Origin of the sequence: Streptococcus oralis (assembly GCF_016028255.1) — a bacterium.
GTDB classification, from domain to species: domain Bacteria; phylum Bacillota; class Bacilli; order Lactobacillales; family Streptococcaceae; genus Streptococcus; species Streptococcus oralis_AC.
This window is the reverse complement of sequence record NZ_CP065707.1, coordinates 580,457-602,595: the sequence shown is the minus strand read 5'-3', so window position 1 is coordinate 602,595 and position 22,139 is coordinate 580,457. Positions and strand designations below refer to the sequence as shown.

General features: G+C 37.6%; 18 protein-coding genes and 1 pseudogene. 7 read left to right on the top strand and 12 right to left on the bottom strand.

All coding sequences use genetic code 11. From position 1 onward, the window contains the following. Positions 1-279, bottom strand: a complete 279-nt coding sequence (locus I6G42_RS03040; RefSeq protein ID WP_000910908.1) for a DUF6110 family protein — start codon at positions 277-279, stop codon at positions 1-3. A gap of 151 nt (positions 280-430) precedes the next feature. Between I6G42_RS03040 and I6G42_RS03035 the strand changes: the two are divergent. Further along, positions 431-1,279 (top strand): annotated as a pseudogene (locus tag I6G42_RS03035) (putative RNA methyltransferase). Positions 1,280-1,341: 62 nt separating this feature from the next. On the opposite strand, the gene glgP reads toward I6G42_RS03035, so the two are convergent. Together glgP and malQ are read right to left on the bottom strand one after the other, a co-directional pair. Continuing rightward, the gene (gene glgP / locus I6G42_RS03030) at positions 1,342-3,600 is read right to left on the bottom strand and encodes a glycogen/starch/alpha-glucan family phosphorylase (RefSeq protein WP_038804211.1); all 2,259 of its coding nucleotides are present in this window, start codon (positions 3,598-3,600) and stop codon (positions 1,342-1,344) included. Between the two features lie 24 nt (positions 3,601-3,624). Next, entirely contained in the window at positions 3,625-5,142 is a 1,518-nt protein-coding gene (gene malQ / locus I6G42_RS03025) for a 4-alpha-glucanotransferase (protein ID WP_038804212.1), read from the bottom strand. Between the two features lie 472 nt (positions 5,143-5,614). On the opposite strand from malQ, the gene I6G42_RS03020 reads away from it, so the two are divergent. The 6 genes from I6G42_RS03020 (at position 5,615) to I6G42_RS02995 (ending at position 12,490) form a co-directional block, all read left to right on the top strand. Continuing rightward, positions 5,615-6,883: an extracellular solute-binding protein gene (locus I6G42_RS03020; RefSeq protein WP_000095453.1), complete on the top strand. Its 1,269-nt coding sequence runs from the start codon at positions 5,615-5,617 to the stop codon at positions 6,881-6,883. Between the two features lie 124 nt (positions 6,884-7,007). Further along, positions 7,008-8,300 (top strand): sugar ABC transporter permease, encoded by a 1,293-nt coding sequence (locus tag I6G42_RS03015; protein ID WP_000414941.1) that lies wholly within the window; start codon positions 7,008-7,010, stop codon positions 8,298-8,300. A gap of 1 nt (position 8,301) precedes the next feature. Continuing rightward, positions 8,302-9,144 carry a sugar ABC transporter permease gene (locus I6G42_RS03010; RefSeq protein WP_001065653.1) on the top strand — a complete coding sequence of 281 codons (843 nt, stop codon included), beginning with the start codon at positions 8,302-8,304 and terminating at the stop codon, positions 9,142-9,144. Between the two features lie 256 nt (positions 9,145-9,400). Further along, a complete protein-coding gene (locus I6G42_RS03005; RefSeq protein ID WP_038804213.1) occupies positions 9,401-10,201 on the top strand; it encodes a DUF1189 domain-containing protein in 801 nt (266 codons plus the stop codon). 9 nt (positions 10,202-10,210) lie between these two features. Continuing rightward, positions 10,211-11,197 (top strand): LacI family DNA-binding transcriptional regulator, encoded by a 987-nt coding sequence (locus I6G42_RS03000; protein ID WP_038804214.1) that lies wholly within the window; start codon positions 10,211-10,213, stop codon positions 11,195-11,197. Positions 11,198-11,266: 69 nt separating this feature from the next. Beyond that, positions 11,267-12,490: an IS3 family transposase gene (locus I6G42_RS02995; RefSeq protein ID WP_080641268.1), complete on the top strand. Its 1,224-nt coding sequence runs from the start codon at positions 11,267-11,269 to the stop codon at positions 12,488-12,490. 52 nt (positions 12,491-12,542) lie between these two features. Here the strand turns inward: I6G42_RS02995 and esaA are convergent, their stop codons facing one another. From esaA to I6G42_RS10035, 9 genes are all read right to left on the bottom strand, one after another. Then, positions 12,543-15,230, bottom strand: a complete 2,688-nt coding sequence (esaA, locus tag I6G42_RS02990; protein WP_038804215.1) for a type VII secretion protein EsaA — start codon at positions 15,228-15,230, stop codon at positions 12,543-12,545. Between the two features lie 273 nt (positions 15,231-15,503). Then, on the bottom strand, positions 15,504-15,980 hold the full coding sequence (locus I6G42_RS02985; RefSeq protein ID WP_038804216.1) for a DUF5085 family protein: 477 nt from the start codon (positions 15,978-15,980) through the stop codon (positions 15,504-15,506). Position 15,981: 1 nt separating this feature from the next. Next, positions 15,982-16,410 carry a hypothetical protein gene (locus I6G42_RS02980; RefSeq protein WP_038804217.1) on the bottom strand — a complete coding sequence of 143 codons (429 nt, stop codon included), beginning with the start codon at positions 16,408-16,410 and terminating at the stop codon, positions 15,982-15,984. Then, complete coding sequence (locus tag I6G42_RS02975; protein WP_038804218.1) at positions 16,403-17,131, bottom strand: hypothetical protein; 729 nt, start codon at positions 17,129-17,131, stop codon at positions 16,403-16,405. The genes I6G42_RS02980 and I6G42_RS02975 overlap by 8 nt, the downstream gene beginning before the upstream one ends. Continuing rightward, on the bottom strand, positions 17,128-18,522 hold the full coding sequence (locus I6G42_RS02970) for an LXG domain-containing protein (RefSeq protein ID WP_232234406.1): 1,395 nt from the start codon (positions 18,520-18,522) through the stop codon (positions 17,128-17,130). The genes I6G42_RS02975 and I6G42_RS02970 overlap by 4 nt, the downstream gene beginning before the upstream one ends. A 152-nt stretch (positions 18,523-18,674) precedes the next feature. Further along, positions 18,675-19,130: a DUF5085 family protein gene (locus I6G42_RS02965; RefSeq protein ID WP_038804219.1), complete on the bottom strand. Its 456-nt coding sequence runs from the start codon at positions 19,128-19,130 to the stop codon at positions 18,675-18,677. Next, positions 19,130-19,579 (bottom strand): hypothetical protein, encoded by a 450-nt coding sequence (locus tag I6G42_RS02960; RefSeq protein ID WP_038804220.1) that lies wholly within the window; start codon positions 19,577-19,579, stop codon positions 19,130-19,132. The genes I6G42_RS02965 and I6G42_RS02960 overlap by 1 nt, the downstream gene beginning before the upstream one ends. Further along, positions 19,576-20,568, bottom strand: a complete 993-nt coding sequence (locus I6G42_RS02955) for a hypothetical protein (protein ID WP_038804221.1) — start codon at positions 20,566-20,568, stop codon at positions 19,576-19,578. The genes I6G42_RS02960 and I6G42_RS02955 overlap by 4 nt, the downstream gene beginning before the upstream one ends. A gap of 1 nt (position 20,569) precedes the next feature. After that, positions 20,570-22,084, bottom strand: a complete 1,515-nt coding sequence (locus I6G42_RS10035; RefSeq protein ID WP_050562287.1) for a T7SS effector LXG polymorphic toxin — start codon at positions 22,082-22,084, stop codon at positions 20,570-20,572. Between the last annotated feature and the right edge of the window lie 55 nt (positions 22,085-22,139).

The window sequence follows — 22,139 nt, the reverse complement described above, 5'->3', positions numbered from 1 at the left end:
TTATTCTCCTATAAGGCTATCTAATTGCTCTTCTTTTTTCTCTTGCTCATACAAATATTTAGCATCTTGCAAAACATCGTCTCCATGTTGCTTCACAACAGAAACAGATGCATCTAGCTCATCTTTAAACTTGTAAGCCTTAGCCAAAGCTTTAGAATAACCTTTTTTAGCTTCCTTACTTGCTAAGATTTTCAAACCAAGGGTACCAAATGCGACACCACCCAAAAATAATGAAGATTTTTTCGCAACTTTTGCAACGGTTAGTACTTCTTTTAACATACTTATTTCCTCCTTATCATTATTATATAGCAATTTAGATATAAAAGCAATTTCATTTTATAAATTGAAGAATTAGTTTTATTTCTACTGAATCTCCCATCTACTTACTCCTGAAGTTGCTTTCACTTGTCTCTTTTGATACACTTAAACTATGAATACAAACCTCAAACCCAAACTTCAGCGTTTTGCTTCTGCGACTGCCTTTTCCTGCCCTATCTGCCAAGAAAATCTGTCCTTGGTAGAGTCTAGTCTCAAGTGTAGCAACCGCCATTCTTTTGATCTGGCAAAATTCGGCTATGTCAATCTGGCACCGCAAATCAAGCAATCTGCCAACTACGACAAGGAAAATTTTCAAAACCGTCATCAAATCCTAGAAGCCGGCTTTTATCAAAACATTTTAGAAGCCATCTCAAATTTACTTTCAAACTCAGAAAGTGCCAAAACAGTCTTAGATATCGGCTGTGGCGAAGGTTTCTACTCTCGCAAACTCCAAGAAAGTCACCCTGAAAAAACCTTCTATGCCTTTGACATTTCAAAAGATTCAGTCCAAATCGCTGCCAAGAGCGAACCCAACTGAGCAGTCAATTGGTTCGTTGGTGACCTAGCTCGTCTTCCTATAAAAGACGGCAGCATGGACATCCTGCTTGATATCTTTTCGCCTGCCAACTATGGAGAATTCCGCCGCGTTTTATCCAAAGACGGTATCTTGATAAAGGTTATCCCAACTGAAAATCACCTCAAAGAAATCCGTCAAATGGTGCAGGACCAGCTGACAAAGAAGGACTATTCTAATCAAGATATCAAAGAACATTTCCAGGAACACTTCAGCATCCAATCTAGCCAAATAGCTTCCCTAACAAAGCCTATCACGGCTGAGCAACGCCAAGCTCTGCTTACTATGACACCCTTACTCTTTCACGTTGACCATACTAAGATTGACTGGAGTCAGTTGACAGAAATTACCATTGAAGCAGAGATTCTGGTTGGGAAAGCACTGTAAATAAAACTTTCAGATAAGACAAAACCCGCACCTTCAAGGTACGGGTTTAAATTATGTAATTATTAGTTCAAGTGCCAGATATCTTCGTTGTACTGAGCGATTGTACGGTCAGATGAGAAGAATCCTGCTTTGGCAATGTTGACGATGACTTTGTCCAACCATGCGTCACGGTCTTCGTAGTCAGCAAGCATTTGCTCTTTGACTTTGATGTAGTCTTCCAAGTCTAGGAGAGTCATGAACCAGTCTTTGTTGATCAATTCGTTGTAAAGACGTTCCAAGCGCTCTTTCTTACCTACTGCAAGAACAGCATCGCTCACGATGAAGTCAACCAACGGTTTGATAGCTTCACGAGCATAGAATTCGCTTGATTTGTATGCTGCTTTTGCGTAAAGGTCGATAACAGTTTCTGAATCTTCACCGAAGATGTAGATGTTTTCGTCGCCAACCAATTCAGCGATTTCCACGTTAGCTCCGTCCATAGTACCAAGAGTCAAAGCTCCGTTCAACATGAATTTCATGTTACCAGTACCTGAAGCTTCTTTAGAAGCAAGTGAGATTTGTTCTGAGATGTCACATGCTGGGATCAAGAAGCTTGCTGCAGTAACGTTGTAGTTTTCAACCATTACAACTTGCAAGTGTGGAGCTACTGCTGGATCGTTAGCAATCACTTCTGACAAGCAAAGGATCAAGTGAATGATGTCTTGAGCGATTGTGTAGGCAGGAGCTGCTTTACCACCAAAGAAGACTGTAATTGGACGAGCAGGGATGTTACCAGCCTTGATATCAAGGTATTTGTGGATGACATACAAAGCGTTCATTTGTTGGCGTTTGTACTCGTGAAGACGTTTGATTTGGATATCAAAGATAGAGTTTGTATTGATTTCCACACCTTGGTGCTCTTTCAAGTGACGAGCCAATTTACGTTTGTTGTGAGCTTTGATGCTTTCCAATTTTTCTTTGACAGCAGCCTTGTCTTCGTATGACAAGAGTTTTTCAAGTTCATCTGCTTCATGGTGCCAACCATGTCCAAGAATCTCATCCAAGTAGTGAGACAAGCTTGGGTTAGCATGCATGAGCCAACGACGGAATGTGATACCGTTTGTTTTGTTGTTGAATTTTTCTGGGTAGATGTCGTAGAAAGCTTTCAACTCTGAGTTCTTCAAGATTTCAGTGTGAAGAGCTGCAACCCCGTTTACGCTGTATCCGTAGTGGATATCCATGTGAGCCATGTGAACACGTTCGCTCTCATCGATGATTTGAACAGCTGGGTCTTTGTATTCTGCCTTCACACGACGGTCCAATTCTTCGATGATTGGTACCAAGTGAGGAACCACTTCTTGCAAGAATTCAAGAGGCCATTTTTCAAGGGCTTCAGCAAGGATTGTGTGGTTAGTGTAGGCAGTCATGCTACGAACGATAGAGATTGCTTCATCAAGTTCGATACCACGCGCAGTCAAAAGACGGATCAATTCAGGAATCACCATTGATGGGTGAGTATCATTGATTTGTACAACTGCATAGTCCGCAAGGTCATGCAAGTTGCTTCCTTTTTCGATTGCTTCGTCGATGATCAATTGTGCACCGTTTGAAACCATGAAGTATTGTTGGAAGATACGGAGCAATTCACCTTGCTTGTCGCTATCGTCTGGGTAAAGGAAGAGAGTCAAGTTGCGAGCGATATCTGTCTTGTCAAAGTTGATACCATCTTCGATGATAGAAGAATCAACTGAATCCAAGTCAAACAAACGCAAGCGGTTTTTAGTAGCTGTCTTGTAGCCAGGTACATCGATATCGTAAAGAGTAGATGTCAATGTGAAGTGTGCAAATGGCACTTGGTAGCTACGGCTTGAGCGTACCAACCAGTTTTGCTCTGTCAACCAAGCATTAGGAATTGTTTCTTGTTGGTTATTTTTAAGAACTTGTTGGAAAAGACCGAAGTGGTAGTTCAAACCAACACCATCACCATTCAAACCAAGTGTAGCGATTGAGTCGATAAAGCAGGCTGCCAAACGTCCCAAACCACCGTTACCAAGTGATGGTTCCAATTCTACTTCTTCGATTTCGATCAACTCTTTACCTGCAGCTGCAAGTTCTTTTTTCACATCGTCGTAAAGGCCAAGGTTAATCAAGTTGTTTGACAAGAGTTTACCAATCAAGAACTCAGCTGAGATATAGTAAACTTTTTTCTTACCAGTGTTCACTGGTTTTTGGCTGCTAGCAAGTTTGCTGTAGTTAAGAAGAGCAAGGTAAAGCTCTTCATTGCTACATTCTGCAATGGTTTTATTGTAACGCTTTTGTACAAATTCGTCTAATGGTAACATGTTTATGTGTCTCCTGATATTGTCTTATTTCTTTAATTCTACCAAATTTTTATTGATTCGGCGATAAATTGTAGTCAAGTCAAGCAAAGTTTCTTCAACAGCTGGTGTCAATTGATCTGCTGTCATACGCCATGACCAGTTTCCGCCAAGAGTAGATGGGAAGTTCATACGAGCTGACTCATCTAGTTCTAGCAAGTCTTGCATGGTTGCAATAGCCATGAAGCTAACAGATGAAAAGACTGTGCGAAGCATTGCGTGTGGCACTGTTTCGTACTCTTTACGGTTCGTGTAACGAGCCATGTATTCACGAGTTGGATCGTCGATCTCATTACGGTACCAACCAAGGACTGTATTGTTATCGTGTGTTCCTGTGTACATAACAGAGTTGGCAGGTGCCAAGTGTGGGCTATCGATACTTTCGTCTTCTGGGTTGAAGGCAAATTGAAGAATCTTCATTCCTGGGAAGCCAGTACGTTCACGCAACTCGATGACTTCATCTGTCATGAAACCAAGGTCTTCTGCGATGATGTTTAGCTCACCAAGTTCTTCCTTAACAGCTGCGAAAAGCTTGTAGCCTGGACCTTTCACCCATTTACCAGGTGCTGCTGTATCGGAACCAGCAGGAATTTCCCAGTAAGATTCGAAACCACGGAAGTGGTCGATACGAACGATATCATAGATTTTGAAGCTTTCGCGCAAGCGTTCAATCCACCATTTGTAACCGTCTTTGTCCATTGCTTCCCAGTCATAGATTGGGTTCCCCCAAAGCTGACCAGTGGCAGAAAACTCATCTGGTGGGCATCCTGCGATGCAAGTTGCTTTACCAGTGGCATCTGTCTTGAAGAGATGTGGATTTGCCCACATGTCGCTTGAATCTTCTGCGACGTAAATTGGCATGTCTCCAACGATTTCAATGTGGTTGTCGTTAGCGTAGGCTTTCAATTTCAACCATTGTTGGAAGAAGAAGTATTGAGTCACACGGTGGTAAACCAACTTGTCTGCCAATTTCTCACGGTAGCTTTCAAGTGCTGAAGCTTTACGGGCACGAGCGTCTGCATCTGGCCATTCTGTCCAAGCAAGATTGTCAAAATGCTCTTTGATAGCCATATATTCTGCGAAGAGTTCGAGCCATGATTGGTTGTCTTGAGCAAACTTCTCAAAATCTTTGACATCACCCACTTCCAAGAAGCGTTTAACGGCTTTTTCTAAAAGTGGACGACGTGCGTAATAAATCTTCGCATAGTCAACTTCAGATGCATCGCTACCAAAGTCAACACCTTTAAGATCACTGGCTTCGAGCAAGCCTTGCTCTACCAAGATATCAAGGTCGATAAAATGCGTATTTCCAGCAAAGGCTGAGAATGATTGGTATGGAGAATCTCCATAGCTTGTTGTCCCAAGAGGGAGGATTTGCCAGTAACGTTGCTTCGTACGAACCAAGAAATCGACGAAATCATAGGCAGTCTGACCAAATGATCCAATCCCATAAGCTCCTGGCAGAGAAGAGATGTGCATCAACACACCACTTTGACGTTTTTTCATAATAGCACCTCATGTGTTTGTTATAAAACGTTGCGCAATCAAGGCGCAAACGTTTGCGTCAAGTTAAGTATAGCGCATTTCAAAGACAAATGCAAGCGTTTTTAAAAATTTTTTTGAATTATTTTTATCTAACTAAAACTTATTCCCACTGATATTTTATGAAATAAGCGAAAAAATTTTAAAGATTTTCTGATTTAAGATAATTCATTCCCAATATCTGCTCTATTTTCTGAAAAACCGAGCCGAATTTACGCAATCGTTTTCCTAATATATTTTCAATTCAAAAAAACAAACATTTTAAGTTCTTTCCTATATATAGGCTTTAACAAATGTTTGAAACCTTAAAATTTTTTTAAAAAACTTTTTAAAAAAGCTTGCAACCGTTTTCTATTTGTGCTATACTAGGCTCATAAAAGAAAACGTTTGCGTTTTCTAAATAAATTATACTGTTATTCTTTAGGAGGAATACACTATGTCATCTAAATTCATGAAGAGCGCTGCTGTGCTCGGAACTGCTACTCTCGCTAGCTTGCTCTTGGTAGCTTGCGGAAGCAAATCTGCTGACAAAGCTGCTGATACTAGCTCTTCAGAAGCAAAAGAACTTACTTTCTACGTTGAAGACCAATATAAAGCCTTCGCTGAATCTGCTGCAAAAGCTTACGAAAAAGAATCTGGCGTAAAAGTTACTATCAAAACAGGTGACCAAATGGGTGGTCTTGATAACCTTTCACTTGACAACCAATCTGGTAAAGCCCCTGATGTTATGATGGCTCCATACGACCGTGTAGGTAGCCTTGGTACTGACGGACAACTTTCAGAAGTAACTCTTAGCGACGGTGCGAAAACAGACGATAAAACAAAATCACTTGTAACTGTTGGTGGTAAAGTCTATGGTGCTCCAGCTGTCATCGAATCACTCGTTTTGTACTATAACAAAGATTTGCTTAAAGAAGCTCCTAAAACATTTGCTGATTTGGAAAACCTTGCTAAAGACAGCAAATACGCTTTCGCTGGTGAAGATGGCAAAACTACTGCCTTCCTAGCTGACTGGACAAACTTCTACTACGCATACGGACTTCTTGCTGGTAATGGCGGTTATGTATTTGGCCAAAACGGTAAAGATCCTAAAGATATCGGACTTGCAAACGACGGAGCAATCAAAGGTATCGAATATGCTAAATCTTGGTACGAAAAATGGCCTAAAGGTATGCAAGATACTGAAGGAGCTCCAAACTTAATCCAAACTCAATTCCAAGAAGGTAAAACTGCTGCTATCATCGATGGTCCTTGGAAAGCTCAAGCATTCAAAGATGCTAAAGTAAACTACGGTGTTGCGACTATCCCAACTCTTCCAAACGGTAAAAACTATGAAACATTTGGTGGTGGTAAAGCTTGGGTTATCCCAGCAAGCACTAAGAACCTTGAAGGCGCTCAAAAATTTGTAGACTTCCTAGTTTCAACTGAACAACAAAAAGCGTTCTACGATGTAACAAACGAAATCCCAGCTAATACTGAAGCTCGTACTTATGCTGAAGGCAAAAAAGATGAGTTGACCACAGCCGTGATTGAACAGTTCAAGAATGCTCAACCAATGCCAAACATCTCTCAAATGTCAGCTGTTTGGGACCCAGCTAAAACAATGCTCTTTGAAGCTGTAAGTGGTAAGAAAGATGCGAAAACAGCTGCTAACGATGCTGTAACATTGATTAAGGACACAATCAAACAAAAATTTGGTGAATAATTGATTTGTTCAAGGGGGGTGGAAGCAAAATCCCCCTTTGAATTTATAGATACGCTTATTATCATACGCACGTATCTTACGATTGAATCCGAGTTTTATCTCGCATCCTATGAAAGGAGTAATCATGGAAAAACAACAGCCTCGCAAAGCAGCCTTGCTGTCAATCATTCCTGGTTTAGGACAAATCTATAACAAACAAAAAGCTAAAGGATTTATTTTTCTTGGTGTTACTGTTCTATTTGTTCTGTATTTTCTAACACTTGCAAGCCCTGAATTGAGCAATTTGATCACACTTGGTGACAAACCTGGTCGTGATAATTCACTTTTTATGCTGATTCGTGGTGCTTTCCATTCTATCTTTGTTGTCGTTTACTTACTCTTTTATATCTTTAATATCAAAGATGCACATACGACTGCTAAACGTATCAATAACGGTATTCCTGTAGCTCGTACATTCAAGGACATGATTAAAGGAATTTATGAGAATGGATTCCCATACCTTTTAATCATCCCATCATATGTAGCGATGACATTTGCAATTATCTTCCCTGTTATCGTAACCTTGATGATTGCCTTTACCAACTATGACTTCCAACACTTGCCACCAAACAAATTGTTGGACTGGGTTGGTTTGACCAATTTTACGAACATCTGGAGCTTGAGCACCTTCCGTTCAGCCTTTGGTTCTGTTCTTTCTTGGACCATTATTTGGGCCTTGGCTGCTTCTACCTTGCAGATTGTCATTGGTATCTTTACAGCAATCATTGCCAACCAACCATTTATCAAAGGAAAACGTATCTTCGGTGTTATTTTCCTTCTTCCTTGGGCTGTTCCAGCCTTCATCACTATCTTGACATTCTCAAACATGTTTAATGATAGTGTTGGTGCTATCAACACGCAAGTCTTGCCTCTTTTGTCTAAGGTCCTTCCTTTCCTAGATGGAGCTCTTATCCCTTGGAAAACAAATCCAACTTGGACTAAGGTTGCCTTGATTATGATGCAAGGTTGGCTAGGATTCCCATACATCTACGTTTTGACCTTGGGTATCTTGCAGTCTATTCCTAACGACCTCTACGAAGCGGCTTACATCGATGGTGCCAATGCTTGGCAAAAATTCCGCAACATCACTTTCCCTATGATCTTGGCTGTTGCAGCACCAACATTGATTAGCCAATACACCTTCAACTTTAACAACTTCTCTATCATGTACCTCTTCAATGGTGGAGGTCCTGGTACTGTCGGGGGCGGAGCCGGTTCAACTGATATCTTGATTTCATGGATTTACCGTTTGACAACAGGTACATCTCCTCAATACTCTATGGCGGCAGCTGTTACCTTGATTATCTCAATCATTGTCATCTCTATCTCTATGATCGCATTCAAGAAACTACACGCATTTGATATGGAGGACGTCTAAGATGAATAACTCAATCAAACTCAAACGTAGACTGACTCAAACCCTCACTTACCTCTACTTGATTGGCCTATCAATCGTGATTATCTATCCGCTTTTGATTACCATCATGTCAGCCTTTAAAACAGGTAACGTCGCAGCCTTTAAACTCGATACCAACATCGACTTTAATTTTGATAACTTTAAAGGACTCTTTACGGAAACTTTGTACGGTACTTGGTACCTTAATACTTTGATTATTGCCTTTATCACAATGGCTGTTCAAACAAGTATCATCGTACTTGCAGGTTACGCTTACAGTCGTTACAACTTCTTGGCTCGTAAGCAAAGTTTGGTCTTCTTCTTGATTATCCAAATGGTGCCAACCATGGCCGCTTTGACAGCCTTCTTCGTTATGGCGCTTATGTTGAACGCCCTTAACCATAGCTGGTTCCTCATCTTCCTCTATGTTGGTGGAGGTATCCCGATGAATGCTTGGCTGATGAAAGGCTACTTCGATACTGTGCCAATGTCTCTTGACGAATCTGCGAAACTAGATGGTGCAGGACACTTCCGTCGCTTCTGGCAAATTGTTCTCCCTCTTGTTCGCCCAATGGTGGCTGTACAAGCTCTCTGGGCCTTCATGGGACCTTTCGGGGACTACATCCTCTCTAGTTTCTTGCTTCGTGAGAAAGAATACTTTACTGTTGCCGTTGGTCTCCAAACCTTCGTTAGCAATGTGAAAAACATGAAGATTGCCTACTTCTCAGCAGGTGCTATCCTCATCGCCCTTCCAATCTGTATTCTCTTCTTCTTCCTACAAAAGAACTTTGTTTCAGGACTTACAAGTGGTGGCGACAAGGGATAATTTATCCCCGCCACCCTTTTTCATTTTATACTCTTCGAAAATCTCTTCAAACCACGTCAGCTTTATCTCCAACCTCAAAGCTGTGCTTTGAGCAACCTGCGGCTAGCTTACTAGTTTGCTCTTTGATTTTCATTGAGTATTAGCGATTGTTACTGTAAATAATATTCTTGCAACAAGCAATTTATCTCCTAGACTTGAAATAAAGCACATTTCTCTATATAATACTCATATAGAAAACACTTTTAGAAAGATGCCTATGCTTCCATATCCATTCTCGTATTTCTCTAGTATCTGGGGATTTCGTAAGCCCCTATCAAAACGTTTCGGCCTCAACTGGTTTCAGCTTCTCTTTACTAGCATTTTCCTCATCAGTTTGTCTATGGTTCCAATTGCCATTCAAAACAGTTCGCAGGAAACGTATCCACTGGATACTTTTATCGATAATGTCTACACTCCACTGACAGATGAAGCGATCATGGACTTGTCAGAGAATGCACAAATCGTTGATGGAAAACTGAACTACTCGGGCACTAAGAATCAGCAGCCTTCTCTTTTGATTGGTCCAAGCCAAAGCAAAGAATTGCCAAAGGACTTACAACTTCATTTTGATACGGAAGAACTCATCATCAGCAAGGAAAGTAAAGAGCTGACTCGTATTCACTACCACGCGATTCAAACGGAGAGTTTCCAGAGTAAGGAAGATCTTACCCAGGCCATTTCTAAAGACTGGTATCAACAAAACCGGGTCTATATCAGTCTCTTTCTCGTTCTTGGTGCAAGCTTCCTCTTTGGATTGAATTTCTTCATTGTCTCTCTTGGAGCTAGCTTTCTCCTTTATATCACCAAAAAATCACGCCTCTTTTCATTTAGGAGCTTTAAAGAGTGCTACCATTTTATCTTGAACTGTTTAGGATTACCCACTCTGATTACGCTTATTTTGGGACTTTTTGGCCAAAATATGGCGACCCTTATCACTGTACAAAACATTCTTTTTGTTCTTTATCTGGTCACCATTTTTTACAAGACACACTTCCGTGATCCAGATTATCATAAATAGGAGATTTTTATGCCCGTTACGATTAAAGACGTGGCCAAGGCAGCAGGTGTCTCACCTTCAACTGTTACCCGCGTTATTCAAAACAAATCAACGATTAGTGATGAAACCAAAAAACGAGTTCGCAAGGCGATGAAGGAGCTCAACTACCACCCCAATCTCAATGCTCGTAGCTTGGTAAGTAGCTATACTCAAGTTATCGGCCTAGTGCTCCCTGACGACTCGGATGCCTTTTACCAAAATCCTTTCTTCCCATCTGTTCTACGAGGGATCGCCCAAGTGGCATCTGAGAACCACTATGCTATCCAGATTGCAACGGGGAAAGATGCAAAAGAGCGGCTCAAAGCTATTTCCCAGATGGTCTATGGTAAGCGTGTAGATGGTTTGATTTTCCTCTATGCCCAAGAAGAGGATCCTTTGGTTAAGCTAGTAGCAGATGAGCAATTTCCTTTCCTTATCTTAGGTAAATCTCTATCTCCCTTCATTCCGCTTGTTGATAATGACAATGTCCAGGCTGGTTTTAATGCGACAGAATATTTCATCAAAAAAGGATGCAAGCGAATTGCCTTCATCGGAGGAACCAAAAAACTTTTCGTAACACAAGATCGTCTAATGGGTTATGAGTTAGCTCTTAAACAATACCAACTTCCTATTGATCCAAATCTGACCTACTTTGCGACCGAATTTCTTGAAGATAATGGTTATCGCTTTAGTAAACTTCTCTTCGAGCATGATCCAAATATTGATGCTATTATTACTATTGATAGCCTTCTTGCTGCAGGGGTCTGTGATTACATCGCAAAACACCAACTGGATGTCCCTGTCCTCAGCTTTGACTCGGTCAACCCTAAACTGAACTTGGCAGCCTATGTGGATATCAATAGCTTAGAACTCGGGCGCGTTTCCTTTGAAACCATTCTCCAGATTATTAACGATGCCAAAAACAATAAACAGATTTGTTACCGCCAGTTGATTGGACACAAAATTATCGAAAAATAAAGACCAGCTCCAGTGAACTGCACCCCAAAAGTTAGACAGAAAAAATCTAACTTTTGGGGTGTTTTTATTATGAAATTGAGTTATGAAGATAAAGTTCAGATCTATGAACTTAGAAAACAAGGATATAGCTTAGAGAAGCTTTCAAATAAATTTGGGATAAACAATTCTAATCTTAGATACATGATTAAATTGATTGATCGTTACTATTCTCCTGAATTAAAACAAGAAATGATTAATAAAGTCTTACATGAAGGCTGGACTAAAGATAGAGTTTCTCTTGAATACGGTCTCCCAAGTCGTACGATACTTCTTAACTGGCTAGCGAAATACAAGAAAAACGCGTATACTATTGTTGAGAAAACAAGAGGGAGAGTACCTAAAATGGGACGTAAACGGAAGAAAACTTGGGAAGAAATGACAGAACTAGAGCGACTCCAAGAGGAGAATGAACGCTTACGGACTGAGGTGGATTACCTAAAAAAGTTAAAAGAGTTAGAGGAAAGGGACGAAGCCTTAGAGCGAGAAAAGCAGAGACAGCTGGATCAACCAGATAAGGATAAAGAGCTAAAGGATGAAATTCAAGCCATTTATAATGACTATAAAGGAAATTATGGCTATCGTAGAATTACTCTTGAACTAAGAAATCGTGGTTATTCGGTCAATCATAAAAAGGTCCAACGTCTGATGAAAGTACTTGGTTTAGCGGCTCGAATTCGTCGGAAACGGAAGTATTCTTCCTACCAAGGAGAGATTGGCAAGAAAGCAGAGAATCTCATTCAACGCCAATTTGAAGCAGCCAAACCAATGGAAAAGTGCTATACAGATGTGACAGAGTTTGCTATTCCAAATAGCACACAGAAATTGTATTTATCGCCTGTTTTAGATGGCTTTAATAGCGAAATTATCGCCTATAATCTTTCTTGTTCTCCTAATTTAGAACAAGTGAAAGCTATGCTGGAGCAGGCCTTTACAGAGAAATACTATGAGAATACGAGTCTCCATAGTGATCAAGGATGGCAATACCAACACGATTCTTATCACAGGTTTTTAGAGAGTAAGGGAATCCAAACATCTATGTCACGTAAAGGTGACAGCCCAGACAACGGTATGATGGAATCTTTCTTTGGCATTTTGAAATCGGAAATGTTTTATGGTTATGAGAAGGCGTTTCAGTCGCTTAAGCAATTGGAACAAGCTATTGTGGACTATATTGATTACTACAACAACAAACGAATTAAGGTCAAACTAAAAGGACTTAGCCCTATGCAATACAGAACTAAATCCTTCGCTTAAATTATTTGTCTAACTTTTTGGGGTCAGTACATTTTGAGAGTTATTATCTACATTATTTGCCTTTTTCTTTTGTCAACCAATATGTGATTCCTGCTGATGAAATTGCTGATAAAATAATCGCTAAAATAACCCATACTCTGTTATTATCCACTGAAATTGGCGCTTCATATGTTTCTTTTTTAGTTTCAATTGGATTAGATAAAAAATTCATCACATTTTGATTGGTCGTTCCACCATCACGAATATTCTTCATAACAGTTTTAAAGGACTCTGCGTAGTCTCTATTCCCTTGAATAACTTCTGCTTCATTAGATATCAGATCATTCGTAGTTGAAATAGTCTTATCAACATTATCTTTAATAGTCTGAACTTGACCAACAAATTGAGTAAATTGATCCTTCATAGTCCCAACTGCTTCGTGATTTTGACTAGTTTCTTTTGAACCAGTAGAGGTAGTAGACACTAATGATTCAATTGAACTATATAAGCGTTTTGATGATTCACTATCATTTATTAATATTCCACTATTAGCATCTGAAGCTGTCTCCGTCACTTCCAATTGTTTCGCTTTTGTTTCCTTCCACTTATCGTACTCAGTTGATAAGGTCTTAATCGAACTGTTATACCAATCAGCTAAGTTTGTAATTTGATTTTTGAAATAATCATTCGGTAACTCAGCTTCAGCCAATTCAGGCAATGCCTCGCTTGATTTTTCTAATGACTCCAAAGAATTTTGAATTTGTTCCAACAAAGCTATACCTGATTCTTTAAATTTAGTAACTTGATCTTCTGACAACTGAGTTGCTATATCATCACGACTGATGTTGCCGTACATATGGTAAACAGAATCTGGTGATAAGGCAGAAAAATTAATAGAGGAACTACTTGGACTTCCATAAATTGCTTGAATCATACCAGTTGTACGATCAATTTTGCTTAATTTATCAAAAATATGTTTTAAATCTTTTTTCACTAAAACATCTGACTCTTCTTTATCACTACGATAAATAGTTTTCTTGATAGGAATTGTAGTTTCACCAATGTGTACTTCAAATGAAATTTCATTTTTCCCATAATGTGGTTCTAAAGTATATTCAACCGTCATAGTATAAAGCTTATCATCTGTTATAGTTTGCTCTCCTCCAACTAAGGTAGCATCTCCTGTAACATAAACTTTAGCTTTAGGAGATAAATATTTTGTCCCTTCAGAACTAGTAGAAACTCCGCTAGCCTCAACTACCGTTGATGATTCAGGCGAACTACTTGATGGTTTTGTCACAGATGCCTCGACAGTTTTAGACTCAGATTGGGGTAATCTAACTGTCAATTCCATCGTTTCTGTTACTTTATCGAGCTTATCATTTTCAATCGATAAAAATTCAAAAACAGGTAATCCACTTATAGAAGTAGCCTTCTTATCAAATTTAGTATAATTCTTAAGTAAATCTATTTTTTCATTATATTCTTTAACTTGATCAGCTGTTAGAACATTGAGTTTCTCCAATTTACTAAATAAAGTTTGGTAATCAGTTGGTTCAATACTAATATCTGTTAGATTTGAACGAATTAAAGTTTGATAAGTTTCAGGCAAATGATTTTCAGTAATCAAACTTTTATTAATCTGATCTACAAGTGTTGCTTTAGCATCTGAAGTAAGGTCCGATTTTAAATCAACATCTTCTTTACCAAAGTAAAAGAGTGATATTTTCTTTTTCTCTGCTTCTAATTCTGTCTTGAGATGTCCAAATTCGGATTTTCTATCTTTTATTTTACCTTGATAATCAACAATAACCTTATGATAATCAACTACTAAATCTTCTAGTTTAGCTTGTTCAGATTTTTCCTCAGCTGTACTATTTCCAAATTGATACAATGATTTAAGCATCGAATTATTTAAACCATCTATAATTTTAGAATTTTCTTCATGCTGTTCTTTCAATGTGTTATTGGTTGTTAAGACATTCTTCTCAAATATACCCTTTTGAAAATCAAAATAAGTTTTAACTTCCGTAAGTTGTTTGTCTAAGCCTATCCCTGTATTATTTAAAAGACTAACAACAGAATCAGAAAAAGCCTTTTGAGAATCTTCATAAGACGAATTCATTTTCTGTAGATTTGAAGCCAAGTCCAAAGTGCTTAACATAGACTGACTTGCTTCGTTTGACGGGCCATAGATATATTGAGAAATTTTTGTATGCGTGCCAGATTGTTCATTTACAATATTATCAACATTTCTTTTAGCATCATCTAGGTTGTTGATAACACTCGAAAAATACATTTTTATAACATTTTGGTTAATAGTATTAAGGTACTCGCCTACTCGTAACTCAACATTCTTAGATTTAACTGGATCTAAATTTGATTTCGTTTTATATGTTATCTTTGCTCTATCAGGATTAAAACTTTCCAGTTGAGCTATTTTTTCTGAAAACTGTTGTTCGATATAAACAATTACATCAACCGACCCATTTTCAAATCGATTTTCAGCAACATTACGAGTCATGACAGTCCATTGATTTGTATTCTCTTTTGATAATAAATTTGTGAAATCATTTCCTAGATTATAGGCGTTGCCATTTAATACGCCTCCAGCATCTTCATTTACCAGAGCAATATTCAATTTACGATCGTTAACCTTATTTGTTACAGAAATCTCTTGATTCTTTAAATAAATAAATGTTGCTCCTGAACCAACCAACAAAGTTACAAAAACACTACTACCTATAATTATTTTTTTCATAGCTAACCTCTCTCATTTATCCCTTTATTATACCACGAATACTAGAGTCAGGCAAGGAGGGCTTATAATCTTTATTCTATTAATAAAACTTACCAATTCGTAACTTGCTTATGCACCGACCTATATACTAAATTTTAGGTGTTTCATTTTTTCACCATATAGAAAATCCTAGAATGAAATTCTAGGATTTGTATGTCATTTTTTGAAGTCTTCTATGGTGAAGTGGTCATAGCTGATTTTTGAGACTTCCTTCTTTTTGGGTTCTACCAACTTTTAATCTTTTTTAGCTCGTATCCCTACCATGATATCTGTATATAAAACATCATTTATCTTACTTGAAATATAAAATACAGGTGTAGATTCTTCTAAGTCATTATCAAGCAATAATTTGGTTAAGCCGTATATAGCCTTATCAAAGTCAACAGCTTCCTCTCCAGTAACTCTTACTCCTGCCATTCGAGGAACCAAAAAATAACTGTTATAGGCTGTCCCTTCCATTATCTCTTCTTTTCCTAGATAATCCTCATGAACGGGAAGATAGACTGTGATGTTGTAAGTTCCATCTTCCAATTCTCCGATATGGGGGCATGAGTAAAATGGATTGCTTTTAGGTGTATATCCAGCCGCTACAGCTGTTTGAATCATGTCTTGAAAGGCTACTTCAATCTCATCACCGACAATATTATAGTTCACACTCAAGACATTACTCATCATTAAGGATTGATTCATACCATATGTAATTTCTGCCATTTTACTTCTCCACTGGGATAATCAAATCCACAAACAAATCATCATAAACAGGTATCAACACTAGGTATAACTTATCTTGCAATTCCCAACCATGATCACGAATATAAGCTTTCATCTCCTCAATTGTTTCATCCAAGCTACCATCAAATAGAACCCGCTTGCTAATTCCTTCTATATCTAGAGATGCCTGATAATCCAGTTGACTTGTTGGCTCTGCTTCAGATATAACTGGAATATAGACTCCCACATCTTGTTTTTCTTCGTTAAATTGAGTTGGAGTCATTTCAAAAATGGTCGGACCATCTTTATAAATACCATCAGTATAGGGAAGGAGTTCTGTATGAACAAATAACTCCAATAGTTCGTCCGCTTGAATCTGGACCTGGTCTGTCATCAAATGGCTCATATGTAGCTGTATTTCTTTAATCATCTTTAGTTACCTTTCTACTAAATCTATCTCTGTCAAATTCTCTGTTTGAAATCATATCTGGGTTTACTTTTATATGCTTGATTGAAGTCTCTTCCTCAACATCATGACGGTGTTGGTAGGCATAGATAATTATAAACCATGTTTGATATAAAGCAGAGCCAAAAATCATTAACAATAAGGATACTCCCCACCCCATTAAAAAATCATATCCAATGATAGCTAGAAAAATAAAGCAAAGAGATAAAAGTATTATCGGTCCCACTACAAAATTAAGCATAATTTTTCCAGCCTTCTCCGAGATGATTTCTTCAGAGTCCAAGTCAACCAAACAGCTCATGACGATAATAATTACAAGCGCGTAGATAAGGGGGAGAGATAACTTTAGAACAATAAAGTTATGGTCCCCACTCAAACTACTAAATCCAATAATGGTATAAACATGACCAGTCAAATACATAAGATAGGTTCCAAAACTGGTTAAAATCCCTCGCTTAAGATCTAGTAAAAATACTAGATTTAAAACCCAAACAACAATCCCTGTAATAAGCAACCCTTGATATAAGTCCTCATTTTTTAGAATCTCTAACCCTCCTGCCATAAACATAAAAAATGCCAAAGGATATAAAATAAAAATCCCATTTAATACGCCCCAAAGAGGAACTGGTCCCTTTATTCTACTTCTTTGAAACTCAAAATATTTTTTGATTCTTTCAATAATCATTTAAACCATCCTCTCATGCCTTTGATCAGGCTATTGGCACCTTTTTTAAGGTTATCTGTAATTTTAAAGCGTTTATCCAGCTCACTAAGACCCCATCCAACAAAAGCTGCTGTTCCTATTGCCACAGCTCCTGTTAACCACGCAGGAGCTGTAGCAATGCCTACCGCACCTGCTACAAACCCTGCAAATGCTGCTCCTGCGCTCGCTGCGGCAGTTGCCGCAACAGTTGTTCCAGCTGCCTTGGCCGCATCTATCACAAAACCTGTTGTCACACTGGCCTTAACTTCATTTCCTCTTAAACCTTGACGTTTGGCCTCTTGTTTATTATCGTGGATTTTCGAAAAAGTATCAACCACATCTAAGGCAACACCAACAACTGCTGCTCCTTTTAAAAACTTACCAAACTTAGTAGCTGATTTAACATTTTTTAGTCCTTCTTTAGCAGACTCAACTAAGCCTTTTCCTCCACCAGCTTTACTAGATTTCCAGACATTTTTTAAAGCGCCTTTAAAAGTCACTTCTTTGATGAATTCTTCTTTTAACAAACTATTTGTTGTTTTTACTAGGCTTCCTCCAACTTTAAAGATTTTGTGGACCATCTTAGTATTTTCATCAAAAGTAGCTAGAACATTCCTTAATCCCTCATTATAACGTGTATTACCAAGCTTCGCAAATAAAGACTCAAACGCTTTAGTAGGCTTACCACTACTATAAAGAGCTATAGCATAGGATTTATTCTGATTAAGTTTCTTATTAAGCTTCAAAAATTCATCTAATTTATTCCAAAATAAAGTCGTATCCTTGTAAACAATTACATTTCCGAATCTATCTTTCTTAAAACGATAAGCAGCATATAAAGCTGGCAAAATAGATTTTAAATGTTTTTTATAGTCCTTACTATTTTTATATAAATCACTTGTTGTGACGTTTTTATAAACATTAAATAATGAATCTATTAAGTCTTTATTTTCAGCTATCGTCCCACTATACTTAGACTCGGCAAGCTGTTTTGCGAGAGCATTTTGGTACTTCACAGCTTTGGAGTTGCTATGGATAGCTGTGTGAATCTCTGAAACTGAGTTTTTAAACTGAGGTCGATTATAATAATTTCTCGATACGCGGTTCTCATACGGAAGAGGAGCATAACCTGATAGGGTAGCGATTTCACTATTTTGCATATCTATAAGGTCAAAAGTATCTGTCTTTAAAAGAACACTATTAAAAGCTTCCATGTTCTTTATGGTATCATCTAAACTCTTGACTGCTTGATTGTAGCTTGTATTTACACTATCCAAACTAGGATTCGTTAACGTTAGGATATCACTTATCCCTGAATAGATATTTTTCGTCTTACTGGAACTGCTCTTTAGTCCCTCAATCGGATCTTTCATCCGTTGCTTGATGCGTTCTAGGTATTCTGTCTTAATAATGGCACTGTTGTCAGTCTCTGACACCGTGTCTTGAAAGAGCTTCACAAGTCCATCATAGCGACCGACAATGCTATCTAGGGCATTGACATAGTTATCAACCTTCAGTTACATTACTAAATATTTTCGGAATAACCTACCAATAATTCTAAATATTCTAATCCGTTTTTGGGAACCACGTGATAAAAAGGGGTTACCATCTCCAATTCATTTTCTTCCAATGCTATTATTAATTTTGCATATTCTATTTCTGTCGAAGTCTTAAGGTCTCCTTTAATAATCGTTTTTAATAAATTGCTAATTTCAAAATAAGTTGAAAAATTATAACCTTTTAAACTAAATAAATCGTTGGATATAGGCATAAATAACTCAATTTCTATTACTTCATTTAACGGAACGTTATTCAAACTGTAAAAGAACGGGCCTTTTAATTGATAGCCCGCTTCTACAATTCCTTTTATAAACTGCTCCAAATGCTCTTCCATCTCACTGTAATGAAATGATAGTCTCTGTCTAACCACATTTTGAAAAGCAATTTTATTAACTTTGACAACATTTTCTGGTAGTTTCATCAATCTTTTTCAACCTCACAATACATGTCAATTACATAGTCTCCATAAAGATCCAATACGACATGAATAATATTTACTAATTTAAATCCTAACTTTGAAATTTCTTTTTCGATTTCTTCATATGGGATTGGCTCTTCTTGATTATAATGACGATAATAAAAATCGGTTGTAAAATTTAATGATTCCTGAAAGAAAATACCCGAAGTATTTTCTCCCTTTATCTCAAGTTTATTCCCAACTGTTGTAAATACAAGAACATCTTGTTCAGCTTTTTTGGGATTATAAGCATAAAACATTGGTCCATCTGCATAAAATCCGTTTTGTATCATTTGTATTTTAAATTCCTTCGAATCTGAGATCAAACGATCAAAGAAAGTGGCTGAGGGAGTTAATTCCAATCTAAAACCAATTAAATTTGTAAGACTTAATTCTCTTTTTTTAAAATTCATTTTTTCTTTCCTTTTTTGAATCCAGTTTTTAATCTTTTCATCATAGATAGAATAAAGCTCCCCAAAATATCCAGTCCTATTGAGATTATAAATATTCTCCCAAACCAAATAAGCCAAAGGGGGGTGTATGAACTAGGACTAAAATAGCCTATATTATACATAATACCTAGAAATATTGAACAAAACAAAATCTCAAGGAAAATTCTAATCTTTGCTTTCTTCAAACTGAAATCCTTAAATAAATTTCGAAAAGTCTCTTTTTTCTTAGGTACATCTTCCCAATACTCCTTGCTTTGAGTTTTTAGATATAAAAGATAGGCGACTTCTGTGATCAGTTGGGAGAAGCCATAGCTAAAAAGTACAGCTGTTAGAATTCCTAAAACTAGCGCAAACTTACCAGAAAGAACACCGCCTAGCATGGAAACTGTAAAAATAATGAGAAGAGAATTATTATTGTGGGCACTAGATTTCGCAAAATAATTACCCATTGTTCTATTGGTAGAAAAACCTTTTTTTAACTCTCTTTTTAGCCAAAAATAGTGATAAACAAAACCAACAACTGTACAGATTAACAAAAAAGGAATGGTGTATAATGAACGTTCGTTATATTCTTGCAAATTAGTCCCTGAATAAACAAGAATAATATAAGATATAAGTATCAAAGATAAAAAAATACCTATATAAGATAAAAGTAATAATATGGTTGATAAAATCTGTCTACGATAAATAAATGTCATTCCTAGCGGAATAAAAGTTGCCACGACAAGATAAATAACATAAATCAAAACAAAATCAAAAAAATAATTTTCCAAAGGATTTATTCCGTAGCCTTTAACAAAATAAAAATATTGGAAAAGCAGAAACAATGCCGAAGCGAAAGCTCCTGTGAACGAAATAACCATCATACTTGCAGATGCGCGAGTATTCGCTAAGCTTTTAAAATATGCTTTATTTAATTCTTCAACTTCTTTCACTGTTTTTTCTTCCATATTAACCTCCAAACATAGAACTTACTACATTACCTATACTATTTCCTATACTATCTCCTATACCCTTCCCAAAATCTTTTATCGCATCAACTGCACTCTTACCAACAAATGGTAACTTAACATGATTTAGAGCATAATTGATAGCAATCCCTGCACCCGCTCCTATTACTGTTCCTAAAGGAGGTAAGAAGGCCGAACCAATGGCAGCACCCAATCCAGCAGCTGCAGCACCGGAGCCAATATCAACGGCTGAATCAATCGTAAAGTCCCGCGCTTCTTTGGCCGAGATACCATCAGACATATCCACATTCTCCCTAAAATTATTATAGATATTTATAGCTGTTAAAATTCCTCCAGCTAATTTAAATGCCTTACCAACTTTCCCTACTTCTTTCCACCCTTTAAAATCATTTAGTGGATTAACAGACTCTTTGAAACCGCTCCATCCTGCTTTACCCATTTCTTTCATACGAGCAACACCTTGCAAATTACCTGAATAGTGGTAATTTTCTAGATCAATTCCTGAAGCATTTTGGAAATTGCGACCATGCCTGTATAAATTGTTAGTAGAAGATTTGAAAATAAACTTATTGCCCCATCTCATTCTTCCTTGGCTATCCATTGTTATTTTGATACCATTAAGAAAAATATTTGCTCCTCGATAGGTAATGACAGCTTCCCCCATTGATTTAATATAATCTAAAACATCTTCTGCTTCAGGAGGAGTTAAACCAAAAGTTTCACTAATTTTCGATACAGAAATTTCTTTTTGCTGTTCTGAGACTACCTTCCCACTATACTTAGACTCGGCAAGCTGTTTTGCGAGAGCATTTTGGTACTTCACAGCTTTGGAATTGCTATGGATAGCTGTGTGTATCTCTGAAACTGAATTTTTAAACTGAGTTCGATTATAATAATTTCTCGATACGCGGTTCTCATACGGAAGAGGGGCATAGCCTGATAGGGTAGCGATTTCACTATTTTGCATATCAATAAGGTCAAAAGTATCTGTCTTTAAAAGAACACTATTAAAAGCTTCCATGTTCTTTATGGTATCATCTAAACTCTTGACTGCTTGACTATAGCTCGTGTTCACATTATCCAAACTAGGATTCGTTAACGTTAGGATATCGCTTATCCCTGCATAGATATTTTTCGTCTTACTGGAACTGCTCTTTAGTCCCTCGATCGGATCTTTCATCCGTTGCTTGATGCGTTCTAGGTATTCTGTCTTAATAATGGCACTGTTGTCAGTCTCTGACACCATGTCTTGAAAGAGCTTCACAAGTCCATCATAGCGACCGACAATGCTATCTAGGGCATTGACATAGTTATCAACCAGTGGTATTTGATAGTTGGTCACCTTCTGGTTAATGGCATCCTTCACTGCCCCTTTAAGACTATCGGTTGAAACTACCTCTGATAGACGACTTCTCGAAACAGATAGCTGCTCCTTGATACTATTTACCGAAATAACTAACAACTCTTTTTGAACTCGAACTTCGGATACATCCATTCTACTTAATCTTCATTATAACATTTTCTCACCATATAGAAAATCCTAGAATAGA

What these genes read in the sequence shown, in the direction of transcription:
- I6G42_RS03040 (WP_000910908.1), bottom strand. Translation starts at nt 279, where the DNA reads ATGTTAAAAGAAGTACTAACCGTTGCAAAAGTTGCGAAAAAATCTTCA.
- glgP (WP_038804211.1), bottom strand. Translation starts at nt 3,600, where the DNA reads ATGTTACCATTAGACGAATTTGTACAAAAGCGTTACAATAAAACCATT.
- malQ (WP_038804212.1), bottom strand. Translation starts at nt 5,142, where the DNA reads ATGAAAAAACGTCAAAGTGGTGTGTTGATGCACATCTCTTCTCTGCCA.
- I6G42_RS03020 (WP_000095453.1), top strand. Translation starts at nt 5,615, where the DNA reads ATGTCATCTAAATTCATGAAGAGCGCTGCTGTGCTCGGAACTGCTACT.
- I6G42_RS03015 (WP_000414941.1), top strand. Translation starts at nt 7,008, where the DNA reads ATGGAAAAACAACAGCCTCGCAAAGCAGCCTTGCTGTCAATCATTCCT.
- I6G42_RS03010 (WP_001065653.1), top strand. Translation starts at nt 8,302, where the DNA reads ATGAATAACTCAATCAAACTCAAACGTAGACTGACTCAAACCCTCACT.
- I6G42_RS03005 (WP_038804213.1), top strand. Translation starts at nt 9,401, where the DNA reads ATGCTTCCATATCCATTCTCGTATTTCTCTAGTATCTGGGGATTTCGT.
- I6G42_RS03000 (WP_038804214.1), top strand. Translation starts at nt 10,211, where the DNA reads ATGCCCGTTACGATTAAAGACGTGGCCAAGGCAGCAGGTGTCTCACCT.
- I6G42_RS02995 (WP_080641268.1), top strand. Translation starts at nt 11,267, where the DNA reads ATGAAATTGAGTTATGAAGATAAAGTTCAGATCTATGAACTTAGAAAA.
- esaA (WP_038804215.1), bottom strand. Translation starts at nt 15,230, where the DNA reads ATGAAAAAAATAATTATAGGTAGTAGTGTTTTTGTAACTTTGTTGGTT.
- I6G42_RS02985 (WP_038804216.1), bottom strand. Translation starts at nt 15,980, where the DNA reads ATGGCAGAAATTACATATGGTATGAATCAATCCTTAATGATGAGTAAT.
- I6G42_RS02980 (WP_038804217.1), bottom strand. Translation starts at nt 16,410, where the DNA reads ATGATTAAAGAAATACAGCTACATATGAGCCATTTGATGACAGACCAG.
- I6G42_RS02975 (WP_038804218.1), bottom strand. Translation starts at nt 17,131, where the DNA reads ATGATTATTGAAAGAATCAAAAAATATTTTGAGTTTCAAAGAAGTAGA.
- I6G42_RS02970 (WP_232234406.1), bottom strand. Translation starts at nt 18,522, where the DNA reads ATGAAAGATCCGATTGAGGGACTAAAGAGCAGTTCCAGTAAGACGAAA.
- I6G42_RS02965 (WP_038804219.1), bottom strand. Translation starts at nt 19,130, where the DNA reads ATGAAACTACCAGAAAATGTTGTCAAAGTTAATAAAATTGCTTTTCAA.
- I6G42_RS02960 (WP_038804220.1), bottom strand. Translation starts at nt 19,579, where the DNA reads ATGAATTTTAAAAAAAGAGAATTAAGTCTTACAAATTTAATTGGTTTT.
- I6G42_RS02955 (WP_038804221.1), bottom strand. Translation starts at nt 20,568, where the DNA reads ATGGAAGAAAAAACAGTGAAAGAAGTTGAAGAATTAAATAAAGCATAT.
- I6G42_RS10035 (WP_050562287.1), bottom strand. Translation starts at nt 22,084, where the DNA reads ATGGATGTATCCGAAGTTCGAGTTCAAAAAGAGTTGTTAGTTATTTCG.